The organism is Corynebacterium doosanense CAU 212 = DSM 45436 (assembly GCF_000767055.1).
Lineage (GTDB): Bacteria > Actinomycetota > Actinomycetes > Mycobacteriales > Mycobacteriaceae > Corynebacterium > Corynebacterium doosanense.
The window spans coordinates 390,098-406,120 of record NZ_CP006764.1 but is presented as its reverse complement, the minus strand read 5'-3'; the positions used below and the strand labels follow the sequence as shown (position 1 = coordinate 406,120).

The 16,023-nt window shown below is 65.4% G+C and carries 14 protein-coding genes; 10 read left to right on the top strand and 4 right to left on the bottom strand.

Annotated elements, in window-relative coordinates; translation table 11 throughout:
• Positions 1 to 73 precede the first annotated feature (73 nt).
• A complete protein-coding gene (ramB, locus tag CDOO_RS02095) occupies positions 74 to 1,468 on the top strand; it encodes an acetate metabolism transcriptional regulator RamB (RefSeq protein ID WP_018021409.1) in 1,395 nt (464 codons plus the stop codon).
• On the opposite strand, the gene CDOO_RS13195 is transcribed toward ramB, so the two are convergent.
• On the bottom strand, positions 1,465 to 2,403 hold the full coding sequence (locus CDOO_RS13195; protein ID WP_018021410.1) for a hypothetical protein: 939 nt from the start codon (positions 2,401 to 2,403) through the stop codon (positions 1,465 to 1,467). The two genes, ramB and CDOO_RS13195, sit on opposite strands and share 4 nt — an antisense overlap.
• Positions 2,403 to 3,815, bottom strand: coding sequence for a dihydrolipoyl dehydrogenase (lpdA, locus tag CDOO_RS02085; RefSeq protein WP_018021411.1), 1,413 nt, complete (start codon positions 3,813 to 3,815; stop codon positions 2,403 to 2,405). The genes CDOO_RS13195 and lpdA overlap by 1 nt, the downstream gene beginning before the upstream one ends.
• Before the next feature lie 442 nt (positions 3,816 to 4,257).
• Between lpdA and CDOO_RS02080 the strand changes: the two genes are divergently transcribed.
• From CDOO_RS02080 to CDOO_RS02065, 4 genes are all read left to right on the top strand, one after another.
• The gene (locus CDOO_RS02080; RefSeq protein ID WP_018021413.1) at positions 4,258 to 5,379 is read left to right on the top strand and encodes an alpha/beta hydrolase; all 1,122 of its coding nucleotides are present in this window, start codon (positions 4,258 to 4,260) and stop codon (positions 5,377 to 5,379) included.
• Between the two features lie 266 nt (positions 5,380 to 5,645).
• Positions 5,646 to 6,749, top strand: coding sequence for an alpha/beta hydrolase (locus CDOO_RS02075; RefSeq protein WP_018021414.1), 1,104 nt, complete (start codon positions 5,646 to 5,648; stop codon positions 6,747 to 6,749).
• A 94-nt stretch (positions 6,750 to 6,843) separates the two neighbouring features.
• Positions 6,844 to 8,169 (top strand): M1 family metallopeptidase, encoded by a 1,326-nt coding sequence (locus CDOO_RS02070; RefSeq protein ID WP_018021415.1) that lies wholly within the window; start codon positions 6,844 to 6,846, stop codon positions 8,167 to 8,169.
• On the top strand, positions 8,166 to 9,368 hold the full coding sequence (locus CDOO_RS02065; RefSeq protein WP_018021416.1) for a polysaccharide biosynthesis protein: 1,203 nt from the start codon (positions 8,166 to 8,168) through the stop codon (positions 9,366 to 9,368). Before CDOO_RS02070 ends, CDOO_RS02065 begins: the two co-directional genes overlap by 4 nt.
• On the opposite strand, the gene CDOO_RS14485 is transcribed toward CDOO_RS02065, so the two are convergent.
• On the bottom strand, positions 9,365 to 10,681 hold the full coding sequence (locus tag CDOO_RS14485) for an HNH endonuclease signature motif containing protein (RefSeq protein ID WP_018021417.1): 1,317 nt from the start codon (positions 10,679 to 10,681) through the stop codon (positions 9,365 to 9,367). The genes CDOO_RS02065 and CDOO_RS14485 overlap by 4 nt on opposite strands.
• Positions 10,682 to 10,847: 166 nt before the next feature.
• On the opposite strand from CDOO_RS14485, the gene rfbB reads away from it, so the two are divergent.
• The 5 genes from rfbB to CDOO_RS02035 are packed head-to-tail and all read left to right on the top strand — an operon-like array spanning position 10,848 to position 15,086.
• Positions 10,848 to 11,843 (top strand): dTDP-glucose 4,6-dehydratase, encoded by a 996-nt coding sequence (rfbB, locus tag CDOO_RS02055; protein ID WP_018021418.1) that lies wholly within the window; start codon positions 10,848 to 10,850, stop codon positions 11,841 to 11,843.
• Entirely contained in the window at positions 11,844 to 13,142 is a 1,299-nt protein-coding gene (rfbD, locus tag CDOO_RS02050; protein ID WP_018021419.1) for a dTDP-4-dehydrorhamnose reductase, read from the top strand.
• On the top strand, positions 13,139 to 14,020 hold the full coding sequence (gene rfbA, locus CDOO_RS02045; protein ID WP_018021420.1) for a glucose-1-phosphate thymidylyltransferase RfbA: 882 nt from the start codon (positions 13,139 to 13,141) through the stop codon (positions 14,018 to 14,020). Before rfbD ends, rfbA begins: the two co-directional genes overlap by 4 nt.
• A gap of 20 nt (positions 14,021 to 14,040) precedes the next feature.
• Entirely contained in the window at positions 14,041 to 14,745 is a 705-nt protein-coding gene (locus tag CDOO_RS02040; RefSeq protein WP_018021421.1) for a glycosyltransferase family 2 protein, read from the top strand.
• Positions 14,742 to 15,086 carry a DUF2304 domain-containing protein gene (locus CDOO_RS02035; protein ID WP_018021422.1) on the top strand — a complete coding sequence of 115 codons (345 nt, stop codon included), beginning with the start codon at positions 14,742 to 14,744 and terminating at the stop codon, positions 15,084 to 15,086. Before CDOO_RS02040 ends, CDOO_RS02035 begins: the two co-directional genes overlap by 4 nt.
• On the opposite strand, the gene CDOO_RS02030 is transcribed toward CDOO_RS02035, so the two are convergent.
• Positions 15,071 to 16,003, bottom strand: a complete 933-nt coding sequence (locus CDOO_RS02030) for an NAD-dependent epimerase/dehydratase family protein (RefSeq protein ID WP_018021423.1) — start codon at positions 16,001 to 16,003, stop codon at positions 15,071 to 15,073. The two genes, CDOO_RS02035 and CDOO_RS02030, sit on opposite strands and share 16 nt — an antisense overlap.
• Between the last annotated feature and the right edge of the window lie 20 nt (positions 16,004 to 16,023).

Sequence of the window (16,023 nt, the reverse complement as noted above, 5' to 3'; positions counted from 1 at the left end):
CCTTCGCCGCGAACCTCCCCCGCTCACCCCGTTAGTTATCAAACTTTCGACGGTTGTCTGAAAGGATCAGCATATGTCCCGGACATACGTGGGCACCCGGCTCCGCCAGCTCCGCCGCGAGCGCGACCTCAGCCAGGCCGCGCTGGCGGAGTCCCTGAACCTCTCGGCCAGCTACGTCAACCAGATCGAGCACGACGTCCGGCCGCTGACCGTCCCGGTGCTCATGCGCATCACGGAGACCTTCGGCGTCGACGCCACCTTCTTCTCCCAGGACGACAACTCCCGGCTCCTCGCCGAGATCCAGGACGTCGTGCGCGACCAGGAGCTGTCCTCGGGCAACATCGATCTGCACGAGCTCTCCGAGATGGTGCACAGCCATCCCGACATCGCCCGCACCCTGGTGGACATTCACCGTCGCTACCGGACGGTGCGCGAGAAGCTCTCCCTCGCCATCGACTCGCGGGGCCAGCAGGCCGTGTCCATGCCACACGACGAGGTCCGCGACTTCTTCTACGCCCGACAGAACTACTTCGACGGCCTGGACTGCTGGGCTGAGTCCGTCGCCTCCGACCTCGGGGTCACTGGCTACCGCATCCACGACACGGAAGCCGCGCTGGCCCAGCGCCTCGCGGACGACCACGGCATCACCCTGACGGAGATGCGTGACGACGGCATCCTCCACCACTTCGACCCCACCACCCGGGTCCTGTCCCTGGCGAGTTTCCTCAGCGCCGGCCAGCGCGCCTTCCGGATGGCGGCGGAGCTCGCCCAGCTCGAGGTCCCCCACATCATCGACGAGCTCATCGCCAAAGAGCCGTTCACCTCGGAGGCCTCGAGGAACCTCGCGCGCCGCGGCGTGGCCACCTACGCCGCCGCGGCCACGGTCCTGCCCTACGGGCTCGTCCACGCGGAGGCCGAGCGCTCCGGCTACGACATCGAACACCTCTGCCACGTCTTCGGGGTGGAGTACGAGACGGTGGCGTCTCGCCTATCGACGCTCCAACGACCGAATCTGCGTGGCGTGCCCTTCACGTTTGTCCGGGTCGATCGTGCGGGAAACATGTCCAAACGCCAGTCCGCGAACGGCGTGCACTTCAGCAACGCCGGGGGAACCTGCCCGCTGTGGGCGGTGTACGAGACCTTCGCCCGCCCGGGGACCATCGTCCGGCAGCACGCCCAGATGCCGGACGGCCGGGACTACCTGTGGATTGCCCGGACGGTGCGGCACCACCACGGCCGATTCACCGATACGGACAAGCTCTTCTCCATCGGGCTCGGCTGCGAAGCCCGCCACGCCGACCGCACCGTCTATGCGGAGGGCCTCGACCTCAGCAGACCCGCCTCCGCCACCCCCATCGGCGACGGCTGCCGCACCTGTCCCCGGCGCAACTGCTCCCAGCGGGCCTTCCCCTCGATCAACGAGACGGTGGAGATCAACGCGCACCAGTCCTCGATCGCGCCCTACTAGGTTCCGTAACTGCCCTCACGCTGGCGCCGGGCGTACTCGCGCGGGTTGTGCACCGCGGAGCGGATCTTCGGCGAGCGGTCGAAGTTGGAGGCGATGGCCCCGGCGAGCACACCTAAGTTGGCGGAGAACCACCCGATCCGAACGTAGGTGACCGCACCGACCGAGTCCCGGCCGATCTGCTCTGCCACGTAGCTGCCCGGCGCAATGATGAGCGAGAGCAGGGTCAGCCCGAAGACACCGAGCACAAAGACGACGATGCCCGTGAGAAAAATCGTCGCCGCGGTGACGGTGTTGCCCAGATGGCCCAGCCACCCCGGTGAACGGTCGGCAGGTTTCTGCCACAGCCCGTTGGTCACGATGAGCGAGGTAGACAGCACCCCGATAGCCACGACACTCAGCAGGATCAGCCGCGGGTAGGACACCGCCTGCGCCAGCGACCAGATGGATCCGTAGAAGATGCCGAAGCCACCGGTGGCCGCGATGCCGACGATCACACCCTTGAGCACGGCGAGCAGACGCGAGGGCTGGTTCGCCCGGACCAACCCGAGGAACAGGCGGACCTTCCCCGCGGGCGCGGACTGCGCGCTGACCTCGTCTTTCAGGAGAGGGTCCAGCTCCCGGGCCAGCCGACGCGCGACTTGGACGGCACCCAGGGCGCTGACGGAGACGAGCACGAGCCGGCCGTCGGCCACGCCCTGGTGGCGGACCGGGGAACCGTCCCGCACCAGCACCTGGTCCGTGACGTAGATGACCCGGCCCCAGCCACGGTCCTCGGCGATGGCCTCGGCCTTCCGCAGCGAGGCCGCCTCCACTTCACCCGAGTCAGACGTGAGGAGGGTTTCGGCGACCACGTCGACGGTGGCGTCGATAAGCGAGAGAGCCTTCCGGAGATCAGCTTCCGGAAGGCCCTCGTCGACGATGATTCCTGGAGTCACTACAGGTTGATCATGTGCCCTTCGATGCCGTGCGCGGCCTCCTTGAGGGCCTCGGACAGCGTCGGGTGGATGTGCACGTTGCGGGCGATTTCCTCAGCCGTGAGGTCGTACTTCTGCGCGAGGGTCAGCTCGGGCAGCAGCTCCGACGCGTTGGCGCCGACGATGTGGCCACCGAGCAGCTCGCCGAACTCGGCGTCGGCGACGATCTTGGCGAAACCGTCGGTCTCGGCCAGGCCCACGGCCTTGCCGTTCGCGGAGAAGGGGAACTTCGCGACCTTGATCTCGCGGTCGGGGAACTTCTCGCGGGCCTGCGCCTCGGTGTAGCCGAAGGAGGCGACCTGCGGGTTGCAGAAAGTTGCGCGCGGCATCATCTGGTAATCGCCGAGCGTCTGGGTCTCTGCGCCGGAGATGGTCTCCGCGGCGACGATGCCCTGGGCCTCCGCGACGTGGGCGAGCTGGAGCTTCGCGGTGACGTCGCCGATGGCGTAGATGTGCTCGACGTTGGTGCGCATGTAGTCGTCGATGTCGATGGCGCCACGCTCGGTGAGCTCGACGCCCGTGTTCTCCAGGCCGAAGCCCTCGGTCCGGGGGCGGAAGCCGACGGAGATGAGGACGCGGTCAACGGTGAGGGTCTCCGTCTTGTCGGTGCCCTTCTTCTGGTAGTCCACCTCGACGGAATCGCCGTTGTCGCGAACCGCAGTGGTGGCATGGCCGGAGAGGATCTTCACGCCGAGCTTCTTGTAGGCCTTGGTGATGGCCGTGGACACGTCAGCCTCCTCGTTGGGGAGCACGCGGTCCATGAACTCGATGACGGTGACGTCCACGCCGTAGTTCGACAGCACGTAGGCGAACTCCATGCCGATCGCACCGCCGCCGACGACGACCATCTTCTTCGGGGCCTCGGGGTTGAGGATCTGCTCCTCGTAGGAGACCACGTTGTCGGAGAACTCCACGCCGCGAAGGTTGTTGACCACAGAGCCGGTGGCGATGATGCAGTCGTCGAAGGTGACGGTCTTGCCCTTGTCGTCGCCCTCGGTGATCTCGATGGACTTGGCATCCTTGAAGGAGCCGAGACCGTTGATCTCGGTGATCCCGTTCTTCTTCATCAGGTAGTGGACGCCGCCGACGATCTTCTCCGAGACCTTGCGGGAGCGCTGGTGGGCATTGCCGTACTCGAAGGAGACGTCGCCGTTGATGCCGAACGTCTTCTTCTCGTGGTTGAAGATGTGGGCCACTTCGGCGTTCTTGATCAGGGACTTCGAGGGGATGCAGCCGACATTGAGGCACACGCCGCCCCAGTACTGCTTCTCGATGACCGCGACCTTCTTGCCGAGCTGGGCTGCGCGGATGGCGGCAACGTAGCCGCCGGGGCCCGCGCCGAGAACTACAACGTCATAATGTTCGCTATTCACGCGACCCACGATACGTAAAAAAGGCCCCGCTCGTCGAACGGGGCCTTTTCGGGGGATCTTTAGAGCAGGTGGAGGGTCACCAGCAGGTCCGAGGAGGCGGAGGAACCGGCGTGGATCCAGCCGCCGAGGATGTTGTTGATGAAGAGCTGGGCGGATTCGAAGGGATTCATATTCTTACTCTTTCCTTTTATGGGGCGAGGTTCTCCCTGTCCTAGCGCGGCCAGGCTGGGAGGCGTTACACATCGATATTCAGTGGTATTATGACACAGCAGTCACACCCGCACCACCCCAACGGTTTTCGCCCAGCTCTTGCCGAGTTTCCATGTGGGCATTAAGGTTCTCCGATGTATCTGGAATTCCACTGTTAACACAGTGCGAGTCCACGACGATTCTCCTAGAGAACGACCAGTTCTCCGCCCTCCCGAAAAGGACACCCAGCCCCGTGAAGAAACTTCTGCGCACGTTCGCCGCGCCGACCCTTGCCGTCTCCCTCGCTCTAGCGGTCACCCCCGTGACGATCGCGCAGGCCGCCACCGCCGAGCCCGCGAGCAACGCCGCGGTGTCGCCGCTCGCCTCCGCTCCCCTGCGGCCCAACGGACAGGCACAGAAGTGGTTTGCCATCGCGCAGGGTGACGCGCGCGTCGACGAGGTCACCGTCCATTCGACCTCCATGAACCGCGACATCCCGCTGGCAGTTATCCCCGCGACCGACGGCGACGGCAACCGCCTCGAGAACGCCCCCACCATCTACATGCTCAACGGTGCGGGCGGCGCGGAGCAGGACAACGACTGGCTCTCCGATAACCCAACCACTGAGGACAATGTCGGCACCATCGAGTTCTACAGCGGCAAGGGTGTCAACGTGGTCATCCCCATGGCCGGCGCCTTCTCCTATTACCTCGACTGGGTGGAGGAGCCCGACGGTGCGTACCTCCAGGGCCCCCAGAAGTGGGAGACCTTTCTGGTCAACGAACTTCCGGGCGTCATCGAGCCGCACCTGAACGCCGGCGATAAACGCGGCATCATCGGCTTCTCCATGTCCGCACTGCCCGCCATGCTGCTCGCCGAGCACAACCCGGGTATGTACGACGCCGTCGCCGGCTTCTCCGGCCACTACCAGACCACCAGTGAAATCGACCACCAGCTGCACGGCCTCACCCTGCAGCGCGGTGGCGCCACCCCGCGCCAGATGCTCGGCCCCGCCGGCAGCCCCGCCTCCGTCGCTGCCGATGCCGTGGGCAACGCCGAGAGTCTCCGCGGCACCGCGATCTACGCCTCCAACGGATCCGGCCTCGCCAGCGAGACCGACCTGCCGGGCTACTACATCGGCCGTGGCGCGAACCAGACCGCAGCCTCCACCGCCTCCGCCACCCTGCAGGTCGAGGGCGGTGTCATCGAGGCAGCCACCAACGCCTCCACCCACAACCTCGACGCCAAACTGCAGTCGCTCGACATCCCGGCCACCTTCAACTACCGCAACACCGGCACCCACTCCTGGCCGTCCTGGCGCTCGGACGTTCACGAGTCGTGGCCCGTCTTCGAAGGTGCCTTCGCGCAGAAGTAACACCCGCCCGCAGCGCCTCACACGCCGGGAACGATGGGCCTGACCCCGATACTGCATCGGAGGTCAGGCCCTTCTGTCATTTCGGGGTACGGATAGCCATGCACGGTCATGTCCCCCGCTCCGACCGAATTTCCCCGGGCGTCCCGGGGTTTTCGGAGGTAGTTTCAATTACGCTGTGGACACCACGCAGCTGAACGACGATTCTCACAAAATTTAATCAGTTCTCCACCGCTCGGAACAGGACACCAAACCAAGTGAAGAAAACCATGCACACGTTCGCCGCGCCGGCTGCCGCACTCGCACTGGCGTTGTGCGCCACCTCCACCGCAGTGGCACCGGTCGCCACGGCCCAGACGCAGACCGCAGCAGTGTCTCCGCTCACCACTGCACCCCTGCGGCCCAACGGAGAGGCGCAGAAGTGGTTCGGCATCGCCCAGGGCGACGATCGTGTCGAGGCGGTATCCGTGCATTCCACAGCCATGAACCGCGACATCCCCCTGGCCCTCATTCCCGCCACCGATGGCAAGGGCGACCGGGTGGAGAACGCTCCCACCATCTACATGCTCAACGGCTCAGGCGGCGCGGAACAGAACAACGACTGGCTGTCCGATAACCCAACCACTGCGGACAACGTCGGCACCATCGACTTCTACTCCGACAAGGGTGTCAACGTGGTCATCCCCATGGCCGGCGCCTACTCCTACTACCTCGACTGGGTGGAACAGCCCAACGGTGCGTACCTCCAGGGCCCGCAGAATTGGGAGACCTTTCTCGTCGACGAACTTCCAGGCGCCATCGAGCCGCACCTGAAGGCCGGCGATAAACGCGGCATCATCGGCTTCTCCATGTCCGCACTGCCCGCCATGCTGCTCGCCGAGCACAACCCGGGCATGTACGACGCCGTCGCCGGCTTCTCCGGCCACTACCAGACCTTCTCCGAGGTCGACCACCAGGTACACGGGGCTACCCTGCAGCGCGGCGGCGCCACCCCGACGCAGATGCTCGGCCCGGCCGGCAGCCCCGCCTCCGCCCGTGCCGACGCCGTCATCAATGCCGAGGGCCTGCGCGGAACCGCCATCTACGCCTCCAACGGATCCGGCCTTGCCAGCGAGTCCGACCAGTTCAGCTACCACGCGAGCCGCGGTGTCGACCCGGCCACTGCCGCTTACGGCGTTGCTGGACTGCAGGTAACGGGTGGTGCGATCGAGGCAGTCACGAACGTCTCCACCCACAACCTCGACGCCAAACTGCAGTCGCTCGGTATCCCGGCCACCTTCAACTACCGCGACACCGGTACCCACTCCTGGCCGTCGTGGCACTCGGACGTCCACGAATCCTGGCCGGTTTTCCAGACCGCTCTCTTCGGCTAGAACCTCGCCGGGCCCTGGGCCGTCGCTTCCGGATTCTCCCGGGGCGGCGGCCCGTTCCCTTTTATCCCGTCTGGCCACTAGCATTACCCGAGTCATGACTCTTCGCCTCCGCTCCACGCCCGTCCCCGGTACCCGCGACACCTATACGGGTGTCGACTTCAACATGGGTTTCCACATCCGCCATTACGACCTGGACCTCACGTACCGCGTGGCCCCCAACCGGCTCGAGGGAACCGCCACCGTTCTCGCGGTGGCGTGGCGGGAACTCTCGGAGATGACCCTGGATCTCGTCTCCAACATGACGGTCCGGCGGATCACGGGATCGCGTGGAATGGGCGTCATCAAGTTCAAACACACCGCCGCCAAGCTGCGGATCTTCTTCGCGCAGCCCGTGCCGGTGGACGCCGACTTCCAGCTGGTCATTCATTACGCAGGCAACCCGCGCCCGCGCCGCACCACCTGGGGCGACATCGGCTGGGAGGAACTTACCGACGGCTCCATCGTCGCCTCGCAGCCCAACGGCGCACCGAGCTGGTTCCCGTGCGACGACACCCCGGACGAGAAGGCCACCTACGACCTGCGTATCACCGCCGATTCGCCGTACACCGTCATTTGCAACGGCGACCTCGTGGAGCCGAAACGCGGCGGTTCGATGACCACGTGGCACTACCGGACGCTGCATCCGATGGCGACCTACCTGGCCACCGTCCAGGTGGGCGACTACACCCGCCTCAAGCTGGGTTCGCGTTGCGACGCCTGGGTGCCCGCGGATCTGCTTCCCGACGCCCGCCGGGAACTTACCCACCAGCAGGACATGCTTGAACTCTTCGAAACCCTCTTCGGTCCGTACCCCTTCCCGCGCTACACCGTCGTCGTCACCGAGGACGACCTGGAGATTCCGCTCGAGGCCCAGGGAATCTCCATCTTCGGCGCCAACCACATGCGTGAGATGGGTGTCTGGGAACGCCTCATCGCCCACGAGCTCGCCCACCAGTGGTTCGGCAACTCGCTCGGGCTGGCGCAGTGGAACGACATCTGGCTCAACGAGGGATTCGCCTGCTACTGCGAGTGGCTGTGGGCGGAGAACCGTGGGGTGCCCATCGCGGACAACGTGCGTGTCCATTACGCGGAGCTCGCCAACAAACCTGAGGATATTCTGGTCGCCGACCCCGGGCCCCGCGACATGTTTGACGACCGCGTGTACAAGCGAGGCGCACTGACCCTCCACGCACTCCGGGTGCTGCTCGGCGACGACGCGTTCTACACCGCCGCCCGCGCCTATGTCACCGCCGGCCAGCACGGCGTCGTCGAACCGATGGACCTGCGCCGCGAGCTCTACGCCGTCGGCGACAAGGCGGAGATCGACGAAGTGCTGAGGGCCTGGCTCGAGCGGATGGAGCTGCCGGAGCTTCCCGCATGAGGTCGCTGTCACTGGCTACGGTGTTCTCCGCGCTGTCGGGCTTCCTCGTCCTCATCATCGCGGGCCGCGCCCTCGGGGTGGAGGGCTACGAATCCTTCCAGGCTTTCTGGGGGCTCTTTTTTGCCATCACCGGCCTCATCGACGGCCTCATGCACGAAACCACCCGCGGCGCCTCCGCTGTCCGAGCCGGCGCAGCCCCGGGTGACGCCCGACCATGGCGCCTAGCGACAGTCATTGCCCTGATCACCGCCGTCACCGCCGCCCTGACCTCCTTCTGGTGGGTTCCGTGGCTGGTCGGCAGCGGCACCGGGGCAACCACCCTCATGGTCATTGGCCTTCTCTCCTACACTTATCAGGCGCTCCTCTCCGGGCTGCTGTCCGGTTCTCACCTGTGGCCGCGTTATGCCAGGTTGTTGACCCTCGATGCAGGCAGTCGCCTGGTGGTGTCCGTAGCCGCGTGGTACTTCGGATGGGGCCTCACGGGATTCGTGGTCACGACCGTGATCGGCGCGGTGAGTTGGATCTTCGTGCTCTCTCGCTCAGCCATAAACGCCCGAGTCGACGTCTCTCGCTCGATCTTCGTCCGCCGAGTGCTGTCCGCCATGGCCGCTTCCGGGTCCACCGCTGCGTTGGTGACGGGCTTCCCTGTGATGCTGAAGATCTTCGAGGACGCCCCGACCCTGACGGGCGTGACCATCAGCGCCGTAATGGCTGCGGTGACCTTCACCCGCGCTCCGATCCTTGTTCCGCTGACTCGATTCCAGTCCGCCCTGATCGTCAGGTTCGTGGACAACCGGTCCCTGCGGGCCCTGCTCATGCCCATCGGCCTCGTCCTCGCGGTGGGTGCGGCCGGTGCCCTGGCCGCGTGGGTGATCGGCCCGTGGCTCATGGTTACCATCTACGGTGACCAGGGATTCTGGGTACCCGGTTGGTTCCTGGCACTGCTGACGTTCGCCTCCGCCTGGATGGGCTCGTTGATGATCACGGGCGCGGCCGCCTTGGCCAGTGAAAAACACGACCTCTATGTGTTCGGGTGGGTGATGGCCTCAATCGTGGCGTTTGCGGTACTGGCGCTCCCCCTGCCCCTCGAGGTTGCCGTGGGTTCGGCGCTGATCCTCGGCCCCCTGACCGGCGGGACCATTCATTCTTTCGCGCTCCGCCATACCGGCCGGGAGACTGCGCATGTGCGCACTCCCTAATCCCCGAAGCTGACCCAGCCCTCTTTATCGAAGTCCTGGTTGATCACTATCGGTGGCTCAGGTATCGCTGCCCCGGTGTAGGGCTCGCCGGCGCATGCGACGCGTAACGGCAGACTGCGGTTCACCGACTCGAACACGGTCCCGTCTCGGAAACGGAACATCAGCCGAGCCGGGTCCCCGAAGCCCAGTTCAACCCCGGCGATGCCCCTGGACACCAGCGAATGGCAGTAGGAGCACAACGGCAAGAGATTCTCCGGATTGGTCAGACCCCCACGGGCCCACTCCACTATGTGGTGGAACTCGATGAACTGGGTGTGCGCGCAACCGGGCATGGCGCACTGGAACATCCACTCGGTGAGCACTGCGGTCGCCACCGCGTCAGACACCAGCCTCCGGGAGCGCCCGAGTTTCATTGTCGCTCCTTTGCCATCCAGCAGATGCCCCCGCATGTATCCGTTGAGCATGGTGCCGGTGAGCGACTCGGCCGTAGCTGCAGGAGCATGAGGCAGATGCGCGTGGCCGTCCTCCGTGTAGATGACATGCACCTGCGCACCGGGTGCGCGGCGCGTGTTGGTCGGCGAGGAGTGCACGATGTTGAGCATGCCCAGAAAAGACGACATCAATTTCGCCGGCATGGGCATGCCGAACCGGCTGCTGCCCAGAGCGTCGACCTCGTCAGGTTCGGCCTCAGCCAGGGCCTCATCCAGCCGTTCGGCGTCCGACAACGTCTCAGGATCAATCTCCGCGAGGTCGACCAGGTTGGCCAGCTCGCCGATCTTCAGCGCCGTCAGAAGCTTCTGCCCTCCGACCGGTCCGAGCTCGCCGCTGAACCTGACTCGCCCGGTCTCTTTGTCCGCCCAAAGGCGGAACTGGTCTTCCCCGCCAGAGCTGCCACGATCCCCGGCCCGGCTCCGACCCGCGAGCGCCCGTTCCAGCTCCCGGTAGGACATGGACTCCGCCAGGAGCACCAGCTCGATCTCGTTCTCCTCGGTGAGATATTTTCCCAGTAGGCGCACCTTGGAGTAGTTGATCCCCGCTTCCAGAAATGAATCCGCGACGAAACGGTACCTGGCCACCGTCCGTGCCACCCGGAGGTAGTCGTACGCGGTGTTGTCTGCGACGTCGAAAATGCGGACGATCCACGCGGCGGTGGACCTGGCACCACACTCCTGCGCCAGACCCCGGTCGTCGAACTCCGCGAGGTTGAGCAGAAAGAGCGCGTGCTGCCTGCTCATTTCTTCGTTGGCGGCTGAAATGGTGGTGATGAGGTCGTGGTCGGACAACGTGGTGGTCAAGGAAAGTGCCGTGGTCATGAAAGCCCCCTGCGGTACGACGTGCGCGGTTCCCGATCCCCCGAAAGATCGAACGCACGTTCTACTAAGGCAAAGTCTACCCCGGCCAACCCGCCGCGTCCAGAGTTAATAGAATGTTTTTTCGATTCGACTGGACATCGCCCGGGCCGCACGTACACTAACCCCCATGACAAGGCTGCTGGTTACCGGTGGCGCCGGATTCATCGGCGCCAACTTTGTTCGTTCCGCGCTCGAACGCGGTTACGACGTCGACGTTCTTGATGCCCTCACCTACGCCGGAAACACAGCCAACCTCGAAGGTCTGGATGCCGAGCTCCACATTGGTGACATCGGGGACGAGGCGCTCGTCGATACGCTAACCCGCCGGGTGGACACGGTCGTGCACTTCGCCGCGGAATCCCACAACGATAACTCCCTGACCGATCCGTCGCCGTTCGTGCGCACCAACGTCAACGGCACGTTCACGCTGCTCGAGGCCTCACGCAGGCACGACACCCGCTTCCACCACGTCTCCACCGACGAAGTCTTCGGCGACCTCGCCCTCGACGACCCCAATCGGTTCACCGAGGACACGCCGTACAACCCGTCGAGCCCCTACTCCGCGACCAAGGCCGCCTCCGACCACCTGGTCCGCGCCTGGGTGCGTTCCTTCGGGCTCCGGGCCACGATCTCGAACTGCTCCAACAACTATGGGCCGTTCCAGCACGTCGAGAAGTTCATCCCCCGGCAGATCACTAATCTTCTCGACGGTCGCGTGCCCAAGCTCTACGGCACCGGCGAGCAGGTGCGCGACTGGATCCATGTCGACGACCACAACGCCGCTGTGCTCACGATTCTCGAACGCGGCCGGATCGGCGAGACCTACAACATCGGCGCGGACAACGACCACGTCTCTAACAAGCAGGTCATCGAGCTGATCTGCGAGCTCATGGGGGCCGACGGCTACGAACACGTCGCTGACCGGCCGGGACATGACCTGCGTTATGCCATGGATTCGAGCAAACTCCGCCGCGAACTCGGCTGGGAGCCCCAATTCACCGACACCGATTCCGGTATGCGTGAGGGTCTGGAGCAGACGATCCGGTGGTACCGGGATAATGAGTCCTGGTGGCGTCCGCAGAAGGACGCCGTGGAGCAGGCGTACGCGGAAAGAGGCCAGTAGATGATCGAGGGACTGCAGGTCATTGACCTCACCGTCCACGCGGATGCTCGCGGGTGGTTCAAGGAAAACTGGCGCGCCGGCTGGCTGGACTTCACGCCGGTGCAGCAGAACGTGTCCTTCAACGCCGACAAGGCCACCACGCGCGGCCTGCACGCCGAGCCCTGGGACAAGCTGGTTTCCGTCGCCACCGGCCGGGTGTTCGGGGCCTGGCTGGACCTGCGGGAAGGCTCCGCGACGTTCGGCGAGACGTACACACACGAGATCGGGCCCGAGACCGCGGTTTTTGTACCCCGGGGAGTGGCCAACGGGTTCCAGGCGCTTATCGACGACACCACCTACACCTACCTGGTCAATGACCACTGGTCCCCCGACGCCGAATACGCCAACGTGTCCTACCGGAACATCGACTGGCCCCTGGAGCCGGCCAACCTCTCCGAGAAGGACCTCGCCCACCCCATGACCACCGATCCGCTGCCGGCCAAGAAGATCCTGGTCACCGGCGCCGATGGCCAGCTCGGCCGGGCGCTGCAGAAAGTGCTCGGAGACCGCGGCGAATACTGCGCACGTGCGCAGTTCGACATCACTGACCCGCCCGAGCTGCGCTGGCGGGACTACAGCGCGATCATCAACGCCGCCGCATACAACGACGTCGACGGCGCGGAGAGCGACCGTGCGCAGGCCTGGGCGGTCAACGCAGAGGGCCCGGCGAAGCTCGCGCGCATCGCGCAGGCCAACGACCTCACCTTCGTGCATGTCTCCACCGACTACGTCTTCGATGGATCCCGGGACAGCTACTCCGAGGACGCTCCGGTGGCGCCGCTGAGCTTCTACGGCGCCACCAAGGCCGCCGGGGATGCCGCGGCCGCGGTTGCCCAAAAGCACTACGTCGTGCGCACGCAGTGGGTGTACGGCGACGGCGCAAACTTCGTGGACACCATGCGCCGCCTCGCGGACAGGGGCGTAGAGCCGAGAGTCGTGCACGACCAGGTCGGGCGGGTCACCTCGGCCGACGACCTGGCCAGAGCCATCGTCCACTTGCTGGACACCCGGGCGGATTACGGCATCTACAACGTCACCGGCACGGGCGACCCGGTCGGCCGCGACATCATCGCCATGGCCATCTTCATCGCCCTCGGGCACGACCCCGCCGAGATTCACCCGGTGAGCACCGCCGATTTTCACGGGGAGACGGACCACGCGCAGCGGCCGTCGAGAAGCGTCCTGGACACGGCGAAGATCGAGGCCACCGGTTTCACGCCCACCAACTGGCGCGTGGGCCTGGCACTATATCTGTCATGAGGGGCATCATTCTCGCCGGTGGATCCGGCACCAGGCTGTATCCAATCACACGCGGCATCTCCAAGCAGCTCATGCCCATCTACGACAAACCGATGATCTACTACCCGCTGACCACACTCATTCAGGCGGGCATCCGGGAGATCCTGGTGATCACCACGCCCGAGGACGCCGACGGGTTCCAGCGCCTGCTCGGCGACGGCTCCCAGCTCGGGCTCATGATCAGCTACGCAGAGCAGCCGGAGCCCGAGGGGCTCGCGCAGGCGTTCCTCATCGGTGAGGACTTCATCGGCGACGACTCGGTGGCGCTGGTGCTCGGCGACAACATCTTCGACGGGCACGGCTTCACGACGGCCCTTTCCCACTGTCGCTCGGTCGACGGCGGAATCGTCTTCGCCTACGAGGTCAGCGACCCGGAACGCTACGGCGTCGTCGAATTCGACCGGGAGGGGCGGGCGATCTCTATCGAGGAGAAACCGACGGAACCGAAGTCGAACCACGCGGTGGTCGGGCTGTACTTCTACGACAACGAGGTGGTGGAGATCGCCAAGAACATCCGGCCGAGCGCCCGGGGTGAGCTGGAGATCACCGCGGTCAACGACGCGTATCTGCGACAGAATCGCCTCGGGGTCCGGCGGATGAACCGCGGCGACGTGTGGCTGGACACCGGGACCTTCGACTCCATGAGCGAGGCCTCCGCCTATGTCGAGGTCATGCAGAAACGCACCGGCCAGGTCATCGGATCACCCGAGGTCGCCGCGTTCGAGGCGGGGTTCATCGACGCCGCCCAGCTGCGCTCGCTGGCCGATCCGCTGATGAAGTCGGGGTACGGGGAGTTTCTGCAGGAGGCGGCCGTGTCCGCCAGTCAGTGCCAGGATTAGGGTCTAGGCTCTAGAACACTATGGAATATCCTTCCGGCAACAGCGACACGTGGCTGATCGTCCCTTGTTACAACGAAGGGCCGGTCATTCGTGATGTCCTTTCCAACGCACGAAAGACCTTCCCCAACATCGTCGCGGTCAACGACGGCTCCGCCGATGATTCCGCGGACCGGATTCGTGAATCCGGTGCTTGGCTGGTCAATCACCCCGTCAACCTGGGGCAGGGCGCGGGCATCCAGACCGGCATCGAGTTCGCGCGCGCACAGCCGGGGGCCAAGTACTTTGTCACGTTCGACGCTGACGGCCAGCACCAGGTTCATGATGTCGAGCGCATGGTCGAGCGGCTGCGCCGGGAGGACGTGGACATCATCGTCGGCACGCGTTTCGGCGAGGGAGAGAAGAAGGATTCGCAGGTTCCGTGGATCAAGCGGGTCGTGCTGAAGACCGCGGTGATGCTCTCCCCGACGACGAGAAAGCTCGGGCTGAGCGACGCCCACAACGGACTGAGGGCCTTCAACAAGACCGTCGCTGACGGGCTGAACATCCGCATGAACGGCATGTCCCACGCCTCGGAGATCGTGTCCACGATCGCGAACGAGGGCTGGCGGGTGTCCGAGGAACCCGTTGACATCCTGTACACCGAATACTCGATGAGCAAGGGCCAGTCGCTCATCAACGGCGTGAACATCCTCGCCGACGGCCTGGTCGCGAGGAGACTGCCATGATCCAGTTCATTCTGCTGCTGAGCGCCGCCGCGCTCGCCTTCTACTTCTTCTCCAACCGTCGCAAGGCGCAGGCGAAGGCGGGCGTGAAGATCGGCTTCGTCGTGCTCATCCTCGCCGCGATCTGGGCGATCCTGCGCCCCGACGACCTCACCGTCCTGGCCAACTGGCTGGGTGTCGACCGCGGCACGGACCTCATGCTCTACGTGCTGGTGGTGGCGTTCTTCTTCACCACCCTGTCGACCTGGGTGCGTTTCCGCGAGCAGGAGCTGCGCTATGCGCGCCTCGCCCGCGCCGTCGCGCTGCAGAACGCGGTGGCGCCGGAGGTTCAGCCCCGGAAGTAATCCACCGTCCGCTGCACGCCTTCAGCGATGGGCACCTGCGGCTCCCAGCCGAGCACCTCGCGGGCGCGGTCGAAGGACAGCGCGCTGCGCGGGAGGTCGCCAAGACGGGCGGGCGCATGCTCGGGCTCGTCCGGCGCGCTGGCTGCCCTAGCCACCAGCGAGTGCAGCTCGCGGTCGGTCGTCTCCACCGACGTGCCCACGTTGAAGCGCATCCCGCCGCCCTGTTCCCCGGACGCGAGGTAGAAGGCGCGGACAACGTCGCCGACAAAGACGTAGTCGCGGGTGTTGTCACCCTCGCCGAAGACCTTGGTGGGCTTGCCCGCCAGCAGGTGCTGGGAGAAGATCGCCACCACGCCGGCCTCCCCGTGCGGATCCTGACGCGGGCCGTAGACGTTGGCCGGCGCGATATGCGAGCACTCCAGGCCGTAGAGGTGGCGGAAGGTGTTGAGGTAGATCTCACCGGCATACTTGCTGGCCGCGTAGGGCGAGTAGGGGTCCGGAACCGTCCCCTCGCCGACCGGCAGCTCGGACGGCTCACCGTAAATGGCGCCGCCGGAGGAGGTGTGCACGATCTTGCGCACGCCGGCCTGGCGGGCGGCGTCGGCGAGCCGAATGACCGGGAGGATGTTGAGCTCCGCGTCGGCGACGGGGTCGGCGACGGACTTGCGCACGTCGATCTGCGCGGCGAGGTGGAAGATTACCTCGGGGTTGTGCTCGGCGAGCAGGGCGTCAAAGTCCGCGGTGCGGATGTCGGCCTCGACAAATTGGAAACGCTCGGAGCCCTGCACACCTGCCAGGTTGGAGGGCTTGCCGTGGGAGAGGTCGTCGACGACGACCACGTTGTGGCCTTCGTCGATGAGCAAATCCACGAGGTGGGAACCGATGAAACCGGCGCCGCCGGTGACGAGAGTGCGCATACAAAAACCCTAACAGGATA

Excerpts from the sequence above, each read along its gene's own strand:
- CDOO_RS14485 (WP_018021417.1), bottom strand. The coding sequence starts at position 10,681 with ATGACCACGGCACTTTCCTTGACCACCACGTTGTCCGACCACGACCTC.
- CDOO_RS02075 (WP_018021414.1), top strand. The coding sequence starts at position 5,646 with ATGCACACGTTCGCCGCGCCGGCTGCCGCACTCGCACTGGCGTTGTGC.
- CDOO_RS02070 (WP_018021415.1), top strand. The coding sequence starts at position 6,844 with ATGACTCTTCGCCTCCGCTCCACGCCCGTCCCCGGTACCCGCGACACC.
- CDOO_RS02065 (WP_018021416.1), top strand. The coding sequence starts at position 8,166 with ATGAGGTCGCTGTCACTGGCTACGGTGTTCTCCGCGCTGTCGGGCTTC.
- rfbB (WP_018021418.1), top strand. The coding sequence starts at position 10,848 with ATGACAAGGCTGCTGGTTACCGGTGGCGCCGGATTCATCGGCGCCAAC.
- ramB (WP_018021409.1), top strand. The coding sequence starts at position 74 with ATGTCCCGGACATACGTGGGCACCCGGCTCCGCCAGCTCCGCCGCGAG.
- CDOO_RS02040 (WP_018021421.1), top strand. The coding sequence starts at position 14,041 with ATGGAATATCCTTCCGGCAACAGCGACACGTGGCTGATCGTCCCTTGT.
- rfbA (WP_018021420.1), top strand. The coding sequence starts at position 13,139 with ATGAGGGGCATCATTCTCGCCGGTGGATCCGGCACCAGGCTGTATCCA.
- CDOO_RS02035 (WP_018021422.1), top strand. The coding sequence starts at position 14,742 with ATGATCCAGTTCATTCTGCTGCTGAGCGCCGCCGCGCTCGCCTTCTAC.
- rfbD (WP_018021419.1), top strand. The coding sequence starts at position 11,844 with ATGATCGAGGGACTGCAGGTCATTGACCTCACCGTCCACGCGGATGCT.
- CDOO_RS02030 (WP_018021423.1), bottom strand. The coding sequence starts at position 16,003 with ATGCGCACTCTCGTCACCGGCGGCGCCGGTTTCATCGGTTCCCACCTC.